17 protein-coding genes are annotated in these 16960 nt (G+C 60.5%); 7 read left to right on the forward strand and 10 right to left on the reverse strand.

Annotation, left to right across the window (positions count from 1 at the left end; all coding sequences use genetic code 11):
* Positions 1-53 precede the first annotated feature (53 nt).
* From CLU88_RS14490 to CLU88_RS14505, 4 genes are all read right to left on the reverse strand, one after another.
* Positions 54-1334: a TRAP transporter large permease gene (locus CLU88_RS14490; RefSeq protein ID WP_099657194.1), complete on the reverse strand. Its 1281-nt coding sequence runs from the start codon at positions 1332-1334 to the stop codon at positions 54-56.
* Between the two features lie 60 nt (positions 1335-1394).
* A complete protein-coding gene (locus CLU88_RS14495) occupies positions 1395-2012 on the reverse strand; it encodes a TRAP transporter small permease (RefSeq protein ID WP_099657195.1) in 618 nt (205 codons plus the stop codon).
* Between the two features lie 337 nt (positions 2013-2349).
* A complete protein-coding gene (locus CLU88_RS14500) occupies positions 2350-3063 on the reverse strand; it encodes a TetR/AcrR family transcriptional regulator (RefSeq protein WP_099657196.1) in 714 nt (237 codons plus the stop codon).
* Positions 3064-3174: 111 nt separating this feature from the next.
* Positions 3175-3792, reverse strand: coding sequence for a glutathione S-transferase N-terminal domain-containing protein (locus CLU88_RS14505; protein ID WP_099657197.1), 618 nt, complete (start codon positions 3790-3792; stop codon positions 3175-3177).
* A gap of 125 nt (positions 3793-3917) precedes the next feature.
* On the opposite strand from CLU88_RS14505, the gene purB reads away from it, so the two are divergent.
* Complete coding sequence (gene purB / locus CLU88_RS14510) at positions 3918-5297, forward strand: adenylosuccinate lyase (RefSeq protein WP_099657198.1); 1380 nt, start codon at positions 3918-3920, stop codon at positions 5295-5297.
* Between the two features lie 104 nt (positions 5298-5401).
* Entirely contained in the window at positions 5402-5962 is a 561-nt protein-coding gene (locus CLU88_RS14515) for a YaeQ family protein (protein WP_099658894.1), read from the forward strand.
* Between the two features lie 101 nt (positions 5963-6063).
* Here CLU88_RS14515 and CLU88_RS14520 read toward each other — a convergent pair whose 3' ends face one another.
* From CLU88_RS14520 to CLU88_RS14530, 3 genes are all read right to left on the reverse strand, one after another.
* On the reverse strand, positions 6064-6369 hold the full coding sequence (locus CLU88_RS14520; RefSeq protein ID WP_099657199.1) for a hypothetical protein: 306 nt from the start codon (positions 6367-6369) through the stop codon (positions 6064-6066).
* Between the two features lie 58 nt (positions 6370-6427).
* Positions 6428-6883 (reverse strand): DUF3717 domain-containing protein, encoded by a 456-nt coding sequence (locus CLU88_RS14525; RefSeq protein WP_099657200.1) that lies wholly within the window; start codon positions 6881-6883, stop codon positions 6428-6430.
* 190 nt (positions 6884-7073) lie between these two features.
* Positions 7074-7766, reverse strand: a complete 693-nt coding sequence (locus CLU88_RS14530) for a TerC family protein (protein ID WP_099657201.1) — start codon at positions 7764-7766, stop codon at positions 7074-7076.
* A 536-nt stretch (positions 7767-8302) separates the two neighbouring features.
* On the opposite strand from CLU88_RS14530, the gene CLU88_RS14535 reads away from it, so the two are divergent.
* The 3 genes from CLU88_RS14535 (at position 8303) to CLU88_RS14545 (ending at position 10142) form a co-directional block, all read left to right on the forward strand.
* Positions 8303-9034 (forward strand): TerC family protein, encoded by a 732-nt coding sequence (locus CLU88_RS14535; RefSeq protein WP_099657202.1) that lies wholly within the window; start codon positions 8303-8305, stop codon positions 9032-9034.
* Positions 9035-9185: 151 nt separating this feature from the next.
* Positions 9186-9683 carry a hypothetical protein gene (locus tag CLU88_RS14540; protein ID WP_099657203.1) on the forward strand — a complete coding sequence of 166 codons (498 nt, stop codon included), beginning with the start codon at positions 9186-9188 and terminating at the stop codon, positions 9681-9683.
* A 105-nt stretch (positions 9684-9788) separates the two neighbouring features.
* Positions 9789-10142, forward strand: coding sequence for a phage holin family protein (locus CLU88_RS14545; protein WP_099657204.1), 354 nt, complete (start codon positions 9789-9791; stop codon positions 10140-10142).
* Here the strand turns inward: CLU88_RS14545 and CLU88_RS14550 are convergent.
* Positions 10110-11618 carry a M48 family metalloprotease gene (locus CLU88_RS14550; protein WP_369827648.1) on the reverse strand — a complete coding sequence of 503 codons (1509 nt, stop codon included), beginning with the start codon at positions 11616-11618 and terminating at the stop codon, positions 10110-10112. The genes CLU88_RS14545 and CLU88_RS14550 overlap by 33 nt on opposite strands.
* A 163-nt stretch (positions 11619-11781) precedes the next feature.
* Between CLU88_RS14550 and moaC the strand changes: the two genes are divergently transcribed.
* A complete protein-coding gene (gene moaC, locus CLU88_RS14555) occupies positions 11782-12336 on the forward strand; it encodes a cyclic pyranopterin monophosphate synthase MoaC (protein ID WP_099657206.1) in 555 nt (184 codons plus the stop codon).
* A 94-nt stretch (positions 12337-12430) separates the two neighbouring features.
* On the forward strand, positions 12431-15430 hold the full coding sequence (locus CLU88_RS14560) for a fused MFS/spermidine synthase (RefSeq protein WP_099657207.1): 3000 nt from the start codon (positions 12431-12433) through the stop codon (positions 15428-15430).
* Between the two features lie 16 nt (positions 15431-15446).
* Here CLU88_RS14560 and CLU88_RS22830 read toward each other — a convergent pair whose 3' ends face one another.
* Together CLU88_RS22830 and CLU88_RS14565 are read right to left on the reverse strand one after the other, a co-directional pair.
* On the reverse strand, positions 15447-16247 hold the full coding sequence (locus CLU88_RS22830) for a hypothetical protein (RefSeq protein ID WP_143226010.1): 801 nt from the start codon (positions 16245-16247) through the stop codon (positions 15447-15449).
* 131 nt (positions 16248-16378) lie between these two features.
* Positions 16379-16912: a pilin gene (locus CLU88_RS14565; protein WP_199173456.1), complete on the reverse strand. Its 534-nt coding sequence runs from the start codon at positions 16910-16912 to the stop codon at positions 16379-16381.
* Between the last annotated feature and the right edge of the window lie 48 nt (positions 16913-16960).

Below are 16960 nucleotides of genomic sequence, written 5' to 3' on the forward strand. Positions count from 1 at the left end.
GAAGCGAGGCCGAAAACGAAAGACAGGGCGCAGTGCGGGCGAGCCCGAGGGACTCAGCCCCCCAGCAGGCGCAGCGGCACCATCACGATGGATGGGAAGGCCACCAGCAGGAACATGACGATGAATTGCGCCAGCATGAAGGGCATGACGCCGCGCGTGACGTCCGTCATGGAGATGCGCCCCACGCCCGCCACCACGTTGAGCACCGTGCCCACAGGCGGCGTGATGAGCCCGATGGCGTTGTTGATGATGAACAGCACGCCGAAGTACACCGGGTCGATGCCAGCCGCTTTGACCACGGGCATGAGCACGGGGGTCATGATGAGGATGGTGGGCGTCATGTCCATCGCGGTGCCCACAATCATCACCAGCACCATGATGGCCACCAGCAGCAGGGTCTGGTTGCCCATGAAGGGCTCGAGCATGCCAATGATCTTGCTGGGCAAGTCGGCCACCGTGATGAGCCAGGCCGACACCATGGCCGCAGCCACCAGGAACATCACCACGGCGCTGGTGCGTGCGGCGGCTTGAAAGATTTCTGCCAGTTGCCCAAAGCTCAGTTCGCGGTACACCACCATGGCCACGAAGAGGGCGTACACGGCGGCGACCACAGCGGCCTCGGTGGGCGTGAACACGCCCATGCGCAGGCCCACCAGGATGATGATGGGCAGCCCCAGAGCCCACACGGCTTCGCGCAAGGCCTTGAGCAGCTCTGCCCGGCTGGCGCGGGGGGGCGGGGCCACTTTTTCGCGGCGCACCAACCACCACCAGGTGATGGCCAACGCCACGCCCAGCAAGATGCCGGGCACGATGCCTGCCAGGAACAGCTTGCTGATGGACACGTTGGCGGCCACACCAAAAATGACGAAACCGATGGACGGTGGAATGACGGGGGCGATGATGCCTGCCGAGGCGATCAGCCCCGCGGAGCGCGCCTTGTCGTGCCCAGCCGCCACCATCATGGGCAACAGCAGCGAGGCCAGCGCAGCAGCGTCGGCCACGGCAGAGCCCGACACCGCCGCCAAAATCACCGCCGCCATGATGGCAACGTAGCCCAGGCCACCGGGCACATGGCCCACCACGGCCAGCGCCAGCTTGACGATGCGCTTGGACAAGCCGCCCACGTTCATGATCTCGCCCGCCAACATGAAGAAGGGCACCGCCAGCAGCGGGAACGAGTCCGCGCCGTTGATGACGTTCTGCGCCAGGATCTGGGCGTCAAACAAATCCAGGTGCCACATCAGCGCGATACCGCTGATGAGGAGTGAGTAGGCGATGGGAATGCCGATCGCCATGGCGACGAGCAAGGAGCCGAGGAAGATAGCAACGGTCATGGCGCGGCGGTGGGTGAGAGTGGGATAGGGATCAACGGGCGAGCCAGCAGGCAGGGGCCGTCAGGGCTTGTTCGCTGGGGTTGAGTCGTCTTTGGCCACGACGGGGCCGTGCGAGAAATGCGGGGCCACATCGCCCAGGTTGCGCTGCTCCAGCGCCGCCACTTCCTCGCTCTCTTGCACCATGACCAGCTCCTGGTCTGAGGTGCTGGCAAACAGGGTGCGCAGCAAATCGCGCAGCAAGATGGCCATGGAGGACACGCCCAGCATCACGCCGCTGGCGTAGAAGATGCCCACCGACGCGCCTGTAACGGGGGCCTCGGTGTCCCAATTGATTTCAGCCTGCACCCAGCTGCCTTTGAGCAGCAACCAAGACACATACAGCATGGACACCTGGGCCAGCACCAGGCAGATCTTCTTGCCCGTGCGGGGCAAGCGCGACACCAGGGCATCGGTGCCCAGGTGCCCGTGTTCGCGCAAGGCCACCACAGCGCCCATAAAAGTCAGCCACACGAAGAGCCAGCGCGAGACTTCTTCGGATATGGTCAGCCCCGAATTGAAGGCGTAACGCAACACCACGTTGCCGAAGACGAGCACCACCATGACGGCGAGGAACAAGCCCCCGAGCATGTCCAGCGCCCGGGTGTAGCCGCGCAACACGCGGTCAGCAAATTCGAACATCCTTGTCTCCAGTCAAAACGTTATCGCTTGTCTGGATAATTTTGTACGAACTGGTTAGTTTTAATCATCGGTGCAAACCCTTGGGACCTAGGAGGCTGTCGGGCTTGGAGAGTCGAAAGCGAAAATCGGCCCCAGCGAGGACAGTTTTTGCCGGATTTGCAGCCCCATAGCCCGGCTATGGGGCAAAAAGACGGTAAAAAATGGACCGCTGCGGCCGATTTGCAGCCGACGATTTCCAAGTCCGACAGCCTCCTCGTGGCGTGCGCAGGGCCGGGGTGTAGCGGTACCGAAGGGGCAGAGAAGGGACGGGCCGTGAACGCAACGGCCCCCGCAAGGGTCAGCAGCGCACGAAGCGCACGACCATGTCGATGATGGAGTCGCGCCGCTGGGCCAAGGCGCTGGGCTCGTCCAGCGAGCGCTTGAAGATGGCGCTGAAGGTGTGGCGGTTGGCCACGTTGAAGAAGCACAGGGCCGAGATGGACATGTGCAGGTCAATCGGGTCCATGTGGGGGCGAAACACCCCGGTGGCCACACCCCGTTCGTACACCGCCTGCACGGCATTGATGGCGGGCACGTTCAGCTCCTGGATGGTGGCGGAGCGGCGAATGAATTCGCCCCGGTGCATGTTCTCGTTCATCACCAGACGGATGAACTCGGGGTTGCCCAGCTGGTAGTCGAATGTGAAGCCCACCAGGGCCCGCAGCGCGGCTTCGGGCTCCATGTCTTCCAGGCGCAGGCTGGTCTCAATCTGGCGGATGCGGCGATAGGCCTCTTCCAGCACCGCAAGGTACAAGCCCTCTTTGCTACCAAAATAGTAGTAAATCATGCGCTTGCTGGTGTGGGTCAGCTCAGCGATCTCGTCGATGCGCGCTCCGGCCAGCCCCTTGTCGGCAAACTCGGAGGTGGCCACCTCCAGGATGTTGGCCATCGTGCGGTCTGGGTCGTTGACGCGTCCGCGCTCTGCGACCGAGGCTCCGCGCGCAGCCCTGCGTCGGGGGACAGGCGCAGACGTGGGCCCGTCGGCAGGGGAGGTTCTAACCAGTTCGTTCATAGCAGATATAGCATACGGCAATATCTGCCAGCCGCCCCTCCTTGGATACCCGGGGATCAGCCCCTGCACAGCGGCAGGTGCGCCGTGCTGCGGGCCTTTGCCGCAGCCGTCTCAGACGGCAGGCTTGGTGTCCGCAAAACTGGGGCGCTGCATCAGCTTGTCCAGCAGCTTGCCCAGGTTGGGGTACTCGGCGCGCCAGGCCAGCTCTGGGTAGCGGAACTCCAGCCAGCCCAGGGCGCAGCCCACAGCGATGTCGGACAGGCTCAGGTGGATACCGCTGCAATACGGCTTGTCGCCCAGGCCCTGGCTCATGGCCTTGAGCGCGGCATTCACCTTGCCCATTTGCCGATCAGTCCAGGCCTGGCAGCGTTGGTCATCCGGGCGGTGCACCCAGGTGGATTCCATGCGGGCGAGGATGGCGGCGTCCATGGCGCCGTCGGCCAGGGCTTCCCAGGTCTTGACCTCGGCCCGCTCACGGCCTTGGGCCGGGATGAGCTTGCCCACGGGCGAGAGGGTGTCCAGGTATTCCACGATCACCCGCGAATCAAACACGGCCTCGCCACCCTCCATCACCAGGCAGGGCACCTTGCCCAGCGGGTTGGAGGCGGTCACCGTGGTGTCATCCCCCCAGACGTTGTCCTGCACGAACTGGTAGTCGAGCTTTTTTTCGGCCAGCACGATACGTACTTTGCGCACATAGGGGCTGGTGGTGGATCCGATCAGTTTCATGGGTCAGCAGGAAGTGAATGCCCGCACGCAAACGGCGCACGCTGGCTGGGCAGGCGATTCTATCGGCACCCGCCCACCCGTGCCTGACAGCCGTTGCGCCGCCCATCCACCTACAATGGCGCGCCATGAGCCTGTCCACCATCACCGCCCTCTCGCCGCTTGACGGCCGTTACGCCCCCAAACTTGCCGCGCTGCGCCCCATCATGAGCGAGCACGGCTACATGCACCGCCGGGTGCAGGTCGAGGTGGCGTGGTTCATCGCCCTGTCTGATGCAGGTTTTGCAGAATTCAAGCCCCTCACTACCGGAGCACGCGCTTACTTGCTCAGCTTGGTGAAAAACTTCTCCGAGGCCGATTCCGCCGCCATCAAGGAAATCGAGAAGACCACCAACCACGACGTGAAGGCCGTGGAATACTGGATCAAGAGCAAGTTCGAAGCCCGCCCCGAGCTGGAAAAGGCCGCTGAATTCGTGCACTTCGCCTGCACCAGCGAAGACATCAACAACACCAGCCACGCGCTGCAACTGCGCTCGGGCCGCGACCAGGTGATCCTGCCGGGCCTGGACCGCATCATGCTCAAGCTGCGCGAAATGTCGCACGCCTTTGCCGATGTGCCCATGCTCAGCCGCACCCACGGCCAGACCGCCAGCCCCACCACCGTGGGCAAGGAAATGGCCAACGTGGTGATGCGCCTGCAGACGGCCTGCGACAAGATCGCCGCCGTCAAGATCATGGGCAAGATGAACGGTGCCGTGGGCAACTACAACGCCCACCTGTCCGCCTGGCCTGAGTTTGACTGGGAAGCCTTCAGCAAGAAGGTCATCGAAACGCCCGAGCCCCTGGGCCTGGGCCTGACCTTCCAGCCTTACTCGATCCAGATCGAGCCGCACGACTACATGGCCGAGCTGTTCGATGCCGTAGCCCGCGCCAACACCATCCTGATCGACCTCTCGCGCGACATCTGGGGCTATGTGAGCCTGGGCTACTTCAAGCAGCGCCTCAAAGCTGGCGAGATTGGTTCGAGCACCATGCCGCACAAGGTCAACCCCATCGACTTTGAAAACGCCGAAGGCAACCTGGGCCTGGCCAACGCGCTGCTCAAGCACCTGGCCGAGAAGCTGCCCATCAGCCGTTGGCAGCGCGACCTGACCGACAGCACCGTGCTGCGCAACATCGGCGTGGCACTGGGCTACGCGGCGCTGGCGTACACCTCGCTGCTCACTGGCCTGAACAAGCTCGAAATCAACGAGGAAGCCCTGGCCGCCGACTTGGACGCCTCGTGGGAAGTACTGGCCGAGCCCATCCAGACGGTGATGCGCCGTTTTGGCGTGCAAGGCGCCTACGAAAAGCTCAAGGAAGTGACGCGCGGCAAGACCGTGACGGCCGAGGCCCTGCACGGCCTGATCCAGTCGCTGGAAATCCCCCAGGCCGAAAAAGACCGCCTGCTGGCCATGACGCCCGGCAGCTACGTGGGCAAGGCGGCAGAGCTGGCCCGCCGCGTATAAAAAAATGATAGCGGCCTGCGCTGATAGCACGGGCTTTTAAAACCTCTAGAGCTGCCAAAGCAAGTGAATACTTGCGCTGGCAGCTCTTGTTTTTGATACACCCCATGGCCATCAAATCCACCATCTTCAAGGCGAACCTGCAAATCGCCGACATCGACCACGGCTACTACGCCGACCATGCCCTCACCCTGGCCCGCCACCCCAGCGAGACGGATGAACGCATGATGGTGCGGCTGGCGGCCCTGGCCATCCAGGCGCACCAGCTCAACGACCTGTGCAATGGCGATGCCACACTGGCCTTTGGCGCAGGGCTGTCGGACCCGGATGACCCGGATGCATCGCTCACCGACTTCACGGGCCGCAAGCGCGTGTGGATCGAGGTGGGGCAGCCCGAGGACAAGCCGCTGACCAAGGCCTGCAGCAAGGCCGACTCGGTGCTCGTTTACTGCTTCAACCACGCGTCAGAAGTGTGGTGGAAGGGCATGGAATCCAAGCTGTCGCGCCTGGACAAGCTGCAGGTCTGGCGCATCCCCACCGAGGCATCACAGGCCATGGCGGCCATGGCCGAGCGCAGCATGCAACTGCAAGCCACCGTGCAAGAGGGTGCGCTGACGCTGAGCAGCAACCTGGGCAGCGTGCACGTGGAGCCGGTGCGCTGGAAGTGACGCCCATAGGCGACGCAACCCAGCAGCGCTGCATTATTGACAAAAACAGGCGCTAGCGCTTGAAAATCAAGCGCTAGAAGCTATTTATTTGATAGCAAAACTCAGTCGCGCGGCATGAGAGCACCGCATTGCCAGCACTGCTCAAAGCCGCCCTCCACCGTCTCTCCGCAACGGCAGGCCCACAGGCGCTGGGGCAGGTTCTGAAGGTCTTGCAGCAACGCCCGGGCGCGGTCAGCGTGTTCGTCGTAGTCCAGCCAAATCTCGGGCAGACATTGGTCGGGCGGCAGGTGCCCGGCGGCAGCCCCCAGGTATTGGCGCTGAACCGAAGCGGTCATGCCTGCTTCACACAACAAGTCGGCCCACACAGTCGCAATCGCGATGTTGGGGGCTTGGGTCAGGCGCAGCATAGACCCACCTTAACCGTTGGAGCATCGCACGTACAGGCCTGCGGACCCGGACGCCCTCTCAGGCCGAGGGTGCGCGCACAGGTGCATGCGATGTTGGCCCGGTGAAGCGACCTTCCGCCGCTCGCTCGGCATAGCGGTTGAAGCGCCAAGCCGAGTGCTCCAGTGTGATCCGGCGCCACACCTGGCGCTTGGCACCAGGCGTCATGGCGGGCCAATGCTGCACCTCGTCAAAGGTGCGGCCACAGCCTTTGCACAGATCATCGCCCTGGCTGGTGGAGCAAATGGCGATGCAGGGCGTGTCGGGGGTGGTGTCGTACCAGCCCATCCAGGCCTGTAGCGCTTCGGGCGGCAAGCGGTCCTCGTCCACCGCATCGTCGTGCCGGTACACCATCAACGCATACACCTCGGCCAGCGCCTGCACCTGCGGCGCCAGCGCCATGCCCGTGCAGGCAGGCGCGCGCTCGCGCCAATGGTTGATGGCTGCTTCGATGTCGGTGATGTGAATGGCGGTCATGGACGCAAGGACGGCCGGGCCGCTGCGCGCAGCAGGGGCATGGCAAAACCGGGGCGGGAGGAAAGGGGGCTGGATCATAGCCGCCGCAGGGCACCGCCACCGCTGCAGGGTCTCCCCATGAAAAATCCCCGCCACAGCGCAGGCCGTGGCGGGGATGGTCAGGCCAAAGCCTGGAGGTGCGTCAGTGGCGTCAGGCGGCAGCGACCTTGGAGGTCTTGCGGCTTTGCAGGTATTTGCCTGTGGCCACCACCAGCACGGCACCCAGCGCGGCGGCGGCGTAAAAGCCCACCGAGTGGTGGGGCACGATGGGCTCGAGCATCTTGTCGGAGACGATGGTTTCACCGCCCACCCAGCCAATCAGGGCCGCGCCCAGGGTCACGATGACGGGATAACGCGTCATCACCTTGATCATCAGCGTGCTGCCAAAAATCACAATCGGAATGGCGATGGCCAAGCCCAGCACCAGCAAAACCATGTCGCCGTTGGCCGCTGCGGCCACGCCAATCACGTTGTCCAGGCTCATCACCAAGTCAGCCACCAGGATCGTGCGAATGGCCGCCATCAAACCACTTTGCTTGTTCTCGCCTTCGTCTTCTTCGTCATCGCCGTCATTGAGCAATTGCACGCCAATCCACAGCAGCAAGATGCCGCCCACCAGTTGCAACCAAGGCAGTGCCATGAGCTTGACGGCCACAACGGTCAACACCACCCGCAGCACCACCGCCGCCGCTGTGCCCCAGAAAATGGCCAGTTTTTGCTGGCGCGGCTCCAGGCTGCGGGCCGCCAGGGCGATCACCACGGCGTTGTCGCCAGAGAGGATGATGTTGATCCAGATGATCTGGGCCAGCCCGATCCAGAATGCTTGGCTCGAAAGTAATTCCATTGATGTCTCCGTCCTGGGGTAGAGGGCTGCTTGCGCTGGGGAAGCCGCCCACGTTGGGGGGATGCGCAAGTCGCAGCCGTGGGCGAAGAGTTTAGGTAAGTAAACCCCTTCACCCTATGCGTAATTGTTCGTACAGCACACCCCCCGTTTTTCTGGCCATTCCCGCTCGCTGCGAATGGTTTTTTAGAAAAAACCTACGGCGTGAAGGAAATTCTTACAATGCCCCACACTCCAAAGGGGAGTAGCTCCCATCGCTTGCAAAGCCTGTGTCGATCAGGTCTTGCAGCAAAGTCAACGGGTCGTCAGTACGGTGGCGCCCACAAGCCACCCGGCCCGTTGTGCACACCCATCCAGTGTGCCGAGCAAGACCTTTGATGGCCCCGTCGCGGGGTGATCAAGGTCGTCCTTCGCCCAAGCGGTTCGTTTGCTGGCAGGCTCCCTGATTTCCTCGAAGCTGGCCAGAGCACTCTGACGGACAGATCCGGCGCCGCAATGGCAACGGAAAACTCCTTTTGACCTAGAACACCGAGGACTTTATGGACTTTTTGGCTTCGCCCGAATTTTGGCTTGCACTGGGCCAGATCATCATCATCGACATCTTGCTCGGCGGCGACAACGCCGTCGTGATCGCCCTGGCCTGCCGCAAGCTGCCCCCCGCGCAGCGCACCAAGGGCATCATCTGGGGCACTGCGGGCGCCATCATCTTGCGCGTCATCCTGATCGCCTTCGCCATGACGCTGCTGGCACTGCCTTTCCTCAAGTTCGTCGGCGCACTGCTGCTGGTATGGATTGGCGTGAAGCTGCTGGCCCCGGATGAAGACGGCCATGGCGACGTGCAAGGCAGCGACAAGCTGCTGGCCGCCATCAAGACCATCATCGTGGCCGATCTGGTGATGAGCGTGGACAACGTGATTGCCATCGCCGGCGCCGCACAGAATGCGGGCGAGCACTCCTTCCTGCTGGTGGTGCTGGGCCTGCTGATTTCCATCCCGATCATCGTCTGGGGCAGTCAGTTGGTCATCAAGCTGATGGAGCGCTTCCCCCTCATCATCACGCTGGGCGGCATGCTGCTGGGCTGGATTGCGGGCGGCATGCTGGTCACCGACCCTGTCTTCGCCAACCCTGACAAGTGGCAGTGGATGTTCAAGATGCCGCAGTCTGACGTCGTGAAGTACGGCGCCAGCGTGGCCGGTGCCTTGATCGTCCTGGCAGTAGGCAAGTTCATCGTGTCTCGCCGCACCACCGGCGGCGACGCAGCCCACGGCTGATACTCCAAGACACCAGGCGCCGCCATTGCGCCTGGTGGCCACAACAAGCCAGGTCGGGCCACTCCATGCCCCACCTGGCTCGCCTCCAGGGCAGAGCGGCCCAGCACGCTCAGCTGCATTCTTGAAACCATCCACCCAGGCGGTCAACGACATGGACAAAATCATTGTGTACGTGGACGACGCTGACCATGCGCAGCAATTGTTGGCCCCCCTGCTAGCCCGCACCCCTGCGGCCCACCAGCACTGGGTACTGGTGGCCTGCGCGCCCCGCATGACACACCGCGTGAGCAAGTGGGTCAGCCACAGCGCCCGCGAGAGTTGGCGCACCAAATGGGCCGACAAGCTGTTTGCTCAGATCATCGCCACCGTGGGCCTGTCTTCCGCACAGGTCACCACGGTGTTGGCCAAAGGCCCTTTGGCCGAACTGACCGAGCAACTGCAAGCCGATTTGCAAGCCAACGGAAGCCGCACAGCACCGGTGATGGATGCGCGCAAGCCCAGAAGCACCGAGGCTGCGCCGCAGCCCCTGACACCCCGGGCCGCCACCGAGCTGGCGCCCAAGCCTGCACCCAGGCCTAGCCACTGGCCCCGCGTGCTGGGCAGCGTGCTCACCGGCTGCGGCACCTTGTGGGCTCTGGCTCTGGACTGAGCGCGGCTTCGCCCCAATAACTGCCTCCAAAGCAGGCGCCCATCGCCTTCGCCGCAGGGCCATCTGCAAGCCCCCACAAGCCCCCTGCGGTGCTATTCTGGCGCCATGAAAATCCTTCTGAAATGGCTGCTCAGCGCCGCAGCGCTGCTGTGTGTGGCCTACATCTACAGCGGCGTGCAAGTGCAGAGCTTTGGCTCGGCGCTGATTGCGGCCTTTGTCATTGGTCTGTTCAACGCCGTGCTGCGACCGGTGCTGGTTATCCTGACGCTGCCGGTCACCGTGGTCACCGTCGGCTTGTTCCTGTTTGTCATCAACGCGCTGATGTTCTGGGCCGCCGCCGGGGTGCTCGACGGCTTCCACGTCAACGGCTTCGGCGCAGCGCTGCTCGGGTCGTTGATTTACTCAGCGCTCGGCCTGGTGATCGAATCAGCGCTCGGCGGCCTGTTCACGAAGCAGTAGCTGCATCGCCCGCAGGCGGGTGTCGATGATCGACGCTTCGAAGTGATCGTCGGCCAAGGTGCTGCGCCGCGCCAGATCCTGGCCCGCCTTGAAGCGGTCTACCGCCGCCGCGTAGTCGTAGCGCGACACTTGCGCCTCGGCCTCGGCCCGCACGGCGCGCAAAGGCTGGTTTTGTGCATTCCACACCCCCGCCAAGGCCTGCCAGGCCCCAGCGTCGCGGGGGTGAGTGGCCAGCCAGGTTTGCAACGGGCTGGTGACCTCCTGCAAACCTGGCTGGCCCGTGCGCAAGACGATCTGTGTGCGCAGCAAGATTTCGGGGCGGCGGGTATCCCCCGCAGGCATGGCGGCCAGGGCGGCTGGGGCATTGCCAGCGGCCAGCTCCAGCTCGGCCACCAACAACTGCGCCACGCGGGCCGCAGCCATATCCCCCTTCACCAGTTGCTGCAATTGCCCTGCCCAACGGCGGGCCGCAGCCCCATCGCGCAACTGGCTGCTGCCCAGCGCTGCCGCATACAAGACACCCGCTTTGCGCGCCAGGGGCAGGGCTGCAAAGCCCGTGCCCTGCGGCTCGGCAATCCACTGGCGCAACACATCCACGCCGGGGTTGGACAGCACCCGCGCCCGCGCTGACACCATGGCGTGCTCCGCCACCAACACCGATGCACGGCCTGCCGTCAGCCCACCCGAGGGCAGACGCGACTGCATGTCGGCCATGCGCTGTGTGGTGAGCGGGTGGCTGCGCAAATAGGGCCAGCTGCCGTTGTCGTTGATGCGGTTGGCCTGCTGCAGTTTTTCAAACATGCCCACAAACCCCTCGGGAGCAAACCCGGCAGGCTCCATCAGGCCCATGCCCACCCGGTCCGCCTCGCGCTCCATATCGCGCGAAAAATTCAACTGGTTCTGCATCGCCACGGCCTGCCCGCCCACCACCAGCGCCTGTGTGGCGCCAGGGTTCTTGCTGGCCGCCAGCGCGCCCAGCACCATCGCCCCCAGCAGCAGCGGCGTCTGGCGGCTTTGCTGCGTGAGCAGCCGTGAGATATGCCGCTGCGTGACATGGCTCAGCTCGTGCGCCAGCACCGAAGCCAACTCATCGCGCGTGCCCACCACGCCGATCAACCCCAGGTGCAACCCCAGGTAGCCCCCAGGCAGCGCAAATGCGTTCACCGTGCGGTCTCGGCCCAGCAGCACCTCCCAGGCAAAACGCTCGTCCAACTCGGCAGACAACTCCCCCCGCGAACGCGCCGCTGCAATCAACGGCTGCCAAATGCCCTGCACATACTCGGCAATCACCGGGTCATCGATGTAATCCGGGTCACGGTACAGCTCACGGATGATGCGGTCGCCCAGGCGCCGCTCCTCGCTGCTGGTCAAATCGCTGCCATCCCCCAGCGTGGGCAGCCCAGCCTGGGCATGCGCCACCGCCGGGGCAAATGCGCTTGTCGCTATCAAAAGAGAAGCTGCCAGCGCTTGACACACCTGCGCTAGCGGCCTTTTTTTACCCAATATCAACACTTGTGGTCTCCCTGGCGCCGTCCATCGGCCACAACGCTCACTTGGCGATGCATGACCGTATGATGCCCCGACATCCCAATTGTTTCGCACACGTTTGCAACCCAACGTGCTTGCCCAGGCCAAGACCATGACCTCCAAAACACCAAACACCTCCGAAACCGCCAACGCCCCCCACCCCACATCCCCCCTCACCCACTTCGACGCCCAAGGCCAGGCCCACATGGTCGACGTAGGCGCCAAGGCAGCCACCCACCGCATCGCAGTAGCCACCGGCCGCATCGAAATGCAGCCCGGAACCTTGGCACTGATTGAATCGGGCACCGCCAAAAAAGGGGATGTTCTGGGCATCGCCCGCATCGCCGGCATCATGGCCGCCAAGAAAACCAGCGATTTGATCCCGCTGTGCCATCCCCTGGCACTAACGCGGGTTGCTATTGAATTTGAAGCTGCCAGCGTCCGTGTACAGGGCGCTACAGGCATATTTTGTTCAGCGACGGTAGAGACCGTGGGGCAAACCGGGGTGGAGATGGAAGCGCTGACCGCCGTACAGATTGCCTTGCTGACGATTTATGACATGTGCAAGGCGGCAGATCGGGGGATGGTGATTACGGAGGTGGGGGTAAGGGAGAAGCGGGGAGGGAAGAGTGGCGAATGGAAAGCGCAGACGCTCCACACCAGCTGATAGCCCAGAACTTACCAAGCAAGGTTTGCCATTGAGCTGGCTGGGCCCAATTTTGCTTGCAATACCTCATTCAAAAACACAGGGAGTCATTTAATTGAAAAAGTTATCGCCTGAGAGATTACGGACAGGTCTGTTAGCCATTTTTGTCCTTTCTGGCTTTGCAGGGTTGATCTATCAATCTATCTGGACACACTACCTTGGATTATTTCTAGGGCATGCTGCTTACGCACAAGCATTGGTTTTGGCCATTTTTATGGGGGGTATGGCCATTGGTGCCGCCTGGATTGCCCATGCGGGACAGCGCTGGCGCAACCTTATCCGTGGCTACGCCATCATCGAAGCAGTGATTGGCGTCCTTGGCCTGTTGTTCCACACCTTGTTCACCAGCGTGGCGGCCTTCAGTTATGACACCCTGATTCCTGCGCTGGGTGAGCCTTGGTCGATCAACCTCGCACGCTGGCTCGTTGCCGCCGCGCTGATCCTTCCTCAAACCATCTTGCTCGGCATGACATTTCCACTGATGAGCGGGGGCTTGATCCGCCGCTTTTCAGGCAGTGATGGACAGACCCTTGGAGGACTCTACTTCACCAACAGTATCGGTGCTGCGATCGGCGCACTCGTCGCCGTGTTTGTGCTGTTGCCCACCATTGGGCTGCCCGGAGCGATGAAGGTCGCTGGAGTATTGAACTTTGTTGTGGCTGGCCTAGCATGGTGGCTGGCGCTTGAACCAGAGCCCGAGGCCCCTGTTGCCAAAGTGACGTCTACGCCCTCCGACCATCGGCTCTCAAGCAATCCTTTGCTACGCGTAGTGCTGTTCAGCACGGCATTGTCCGGTGCCGCATCGTTTGCATACGAAATCATTTGGATCCGCATGCTGAGCATGGCTGTAGGCAGCACCATGCATGCGTTCGAGCTCATGCTGGCCTCATTTATCGCGGGCATCGCTCTTGGTGGCTTGTGGGTTAGAAAGCGTGCGGACCAGACAGACTCTCCACTCCGCCTAGCTGGCTGGATGCAGGTGTTCATGGGCGTTGCAGCACTGGCATCGCTGGCGGTGTATGCCAACACCTTCGCCTGGGTTGGCTGGCTGATACAGGGACTTGCCAAGACTGACGCTGGCTACGGTTTGTTCAACCTAGGGACAGCCTCCATTGCTATCGCCATCATGCTGCCTGCCGCTTTTTTTGCAGGCACTACATTGCCATTGTTCACCGTAGCCCTGCTACGCAACGGGCAAGGAGAGCGCGCTATTGGCCGTGTCTATGCATGGAACACACTGGGCTCGATTGTTGGAGTGTTCACCGCCATTCACCTGCTCATCCCTACTTTAGGCCTCAAGCTGTCGCTTTGCATTGCAGCGCTGGTGGACATGATCATCGGGCTCGTGTTGCTGCGCATGCATGCCGACAGCCAAAAGCACATGCTCCGCTTCGGTATGGGAGCAGCATTGGTGGCGGTGGCATTGATCATCGCCGTGCGCATTCCCTTTGATCCGATGACAGTGGCATCGGGCGTTTTCCGCCATGGGCGCGCCACCTTGCAAAAGGCAGATGAAGTCGTCTATTACCGCGATGGCAAAACTACCAGCGTGGCGGCTGTCAGGTCGCCGAACGGGAACATACAGATTGCGACCAACGGCAAAACAGATGCTGCCATCCAGATGCAGAACGACCGCCCGGCCGCTCTCGATGAGCCCACCATGGTCTTCTTGGGCACATTGCCTCTGGCAATGCATTCCGCGCCAGAGCGGGTCGGAGTCATTGGCTTCGGCTCTGGGTTAACCACCCATACCCTTCTGGCAGACCCTCGCATCAAGAGCGTAGACACCATTGAAATCGAGCCCGCCATGATTGAGGGCGCGAGGGCCTTCGGACCAAGGGTGGAGCGTGCTTACAAAGACCCACGCTCCCACATCGTCATTGACGATGCGAAGTCTTACTTCTCCGGGCAGCGCAGCAAATACGACATCATCATCTCCGAACCCTCCAACCCCTGGATCAGCGGTGTTGGAGCCCTGTTCTCCAAGGAGTTTTATGAGTTCGTACCGCGCCACTTGAACGAAAACGGTCTCTTTGTTCAGTGGATCCAACTCTACGAAATCGATGATGCCTTGGTGGGCTCAATTTTGAAGGGACTTACGCCTGCATTCGCCGACTATGGCGCATGGCTCAGTAATGCGTCTGATCTCTTGATTGTGGCCAGCCCGAAAGGACCGCTGCCCAAAGTGGATCTGGCCTCTCTGATGGCCAATGAAAAGGTGCAGGCAGACCTCGCTAGGCAAGGTATTGATCACCCAGCCCAATTGGAATTTCGCAAGATTGCCGATGCGCGGATACTGCGAGCCATCGGAAACATCCATCCAGAGCAACGCGTCAACTCGGACTTCTTTCCCATACTAGGCCTAGATGCCCCCAAGACGCGATTTAAAAGCATCGCAGCAGACACGCTACTAACCTTGCCTGTCGTCAATCGACCGTTACTTGAAGCACTTCAAGTAGGATCAGCACTCCCAGGAAATACACCACCGCCGAGCATCCAACATTTCACCGCGGATGGTTTGACATTGCGCGCCAGAAATATCGCACTGGAATTGCGCGGAGAACGCCAAGACTATTCTGCCAATGTACTTACGGTTCAATCTGCCATGCGAGATTGCCAAAGACCCTGGACCGAAAACCAGCGCCGCCAATTGGCCTTCAACCTGACTGATCTCGCAGACAGAACGATTAAGTATTTGCCCCCCTCCCTATTAGAGGGTGTGTGGATTAAACCAAAATGGGTGACATGCAAATCAATGCCCGCCGACATGAATCGTGCACTGGCCATTTTGGAAGCCCACTCACTCAGGGATTACAAAAGCATGCAACTATTAGGTGAAGATTGGATTAATAACCGCCCAACCGATAATTTCATGGCAAGGTATATGGATGGCTATGCGTGGACTGGCATTGCACTCAACAAAATATCTAAGCAGCAATGGGAAGAATTGCCAGAAATTACTAATAAAATGGAACAAAGCTCCTCTGTGAGCCCAGAATTTTCGTTCTTTACCTCAATTACCAAAGGACTTTCACTCGAAAAATCTTCAAATTAAACATCTCAATTTCCAATCAGAGAAATCCATCCACTGGGGCGTAGGCTCGGATACGCAGCGTGGATGGATCAAGGATGGCTACCCAATCAAGGGTGCTGCGCGACACCAAAGGTATCCAAAGTAATGCACTAGGATCGGCTGTTTCTCCCTCTTGTCTGTTGGAAATTGCCTCCCTCAACGCACGCTCAATCACAGCAGCTTTATCTGCACGCGCAAACCTCAGGGCTGCAATCGACTGCGACCTGCTCCGCACCGCATCGGAGTTCAAACGGTAATCCTGCCAGCGCTGGGGCCTCTGGCTAATTTCTATGCCCTGCAGGGCTGCGTCAAAGCTCTCTATTCGCTCCTCCGAGGACACCGGGGTTCTCAGTCCTACGGTACGTGGACTTCCCAAACCCCAAGGCCTGGCCCAATCAGGTAAGTGAGACAGGTCAGCAGCAGGCACATCGGCATAGCTCACCAAGCGAAATCGATCTACTTCAAATACAAAAGCAAGGGGGCGCGCGCAAGCGAGGCTGTACAGCCCATACCCCAACGCAACAAGCTGTATCACTGCAATCAGTGTCAGATCAATACACAATGCCAAGCGCGTCTTGGTGGTTTTAAAAAGTAGCCAAGTAAGCAATGGACCACATACAAGATCTACTCCCACTATTGTCAAAAATAAATGCTGCCCCCCAGCAAGCTCCCGGAGATTGGCAGGAAACCAAATCAAAAAAACCAATAGCGCCACCGCCACAGTCAGCATTAATGAAATTGAAAAATGCAAAACTACAGCCCTAGTTCGAGACATATCACGCCCTTCAAAGAAAAGCAAGCACCCACCACAGGGGATTCAATTTTATTTTGGAATTTATTTATTTTCGCCCAATAATGCAAAACGCCCGCATAGCGGGCGTTTTGCATTATTGCTTTAGCGGTTATATATTCAAACCACCCTTTGCAATATCAACGGCACTCGCTGGGAGCGTATTTGGCAGGGAGAGTACCCACTGCGGTGGTCAAGCCGCGAGCTTTGGAGATTGCTTGCGCGTCCGAAGCGCAGCCCCAATCAATAGAGCCCGTATCAGAACCAGCCAATGCTGTTTTCAAATCAACAGGACCACCTTTGAGCTGCACGTAAGGGGCATAATTGAGAGTGGAGTTTGCAGGAATTGCACCAATATTGGCCTTATTGAATTCCACGGTAACAATGCCAGTGTCATCAGCAATTTTAACTTGCGACACGTACTTACTGACAGCACCCTTGCCACCAACCTGCGCATTAAATGCAGTAGCAACTGCCTTGAGCTCATCTGCAGTCTGTGCATCCGTCTCAACCAGCTTCTTACCGCCTTGGGCCAGCGACAAACCTTCAGTCACGCGTGCGCGAACGGTGTAGTCTTGGTAAGCAGGCAAGGCCACAGCAGCCAAGATACCGATAATCGCAACCACGATCATCAGTTCGATCAGGGTAAAACCTTTTTGCATAAAACGCTTCATAAATCTCTCCTCGGGGTAAATTGCAAGTGAAACCTGTCGAAGTTCTTC

Source organism: Acidovorax sp. 56, assembly GCF_002749705.1.
Lineage (GTDB): Bacteria > Pseudomonadota > Gammaproteobacteria > Burkholderiales > Burkholderiaceae_C > Acidovorax.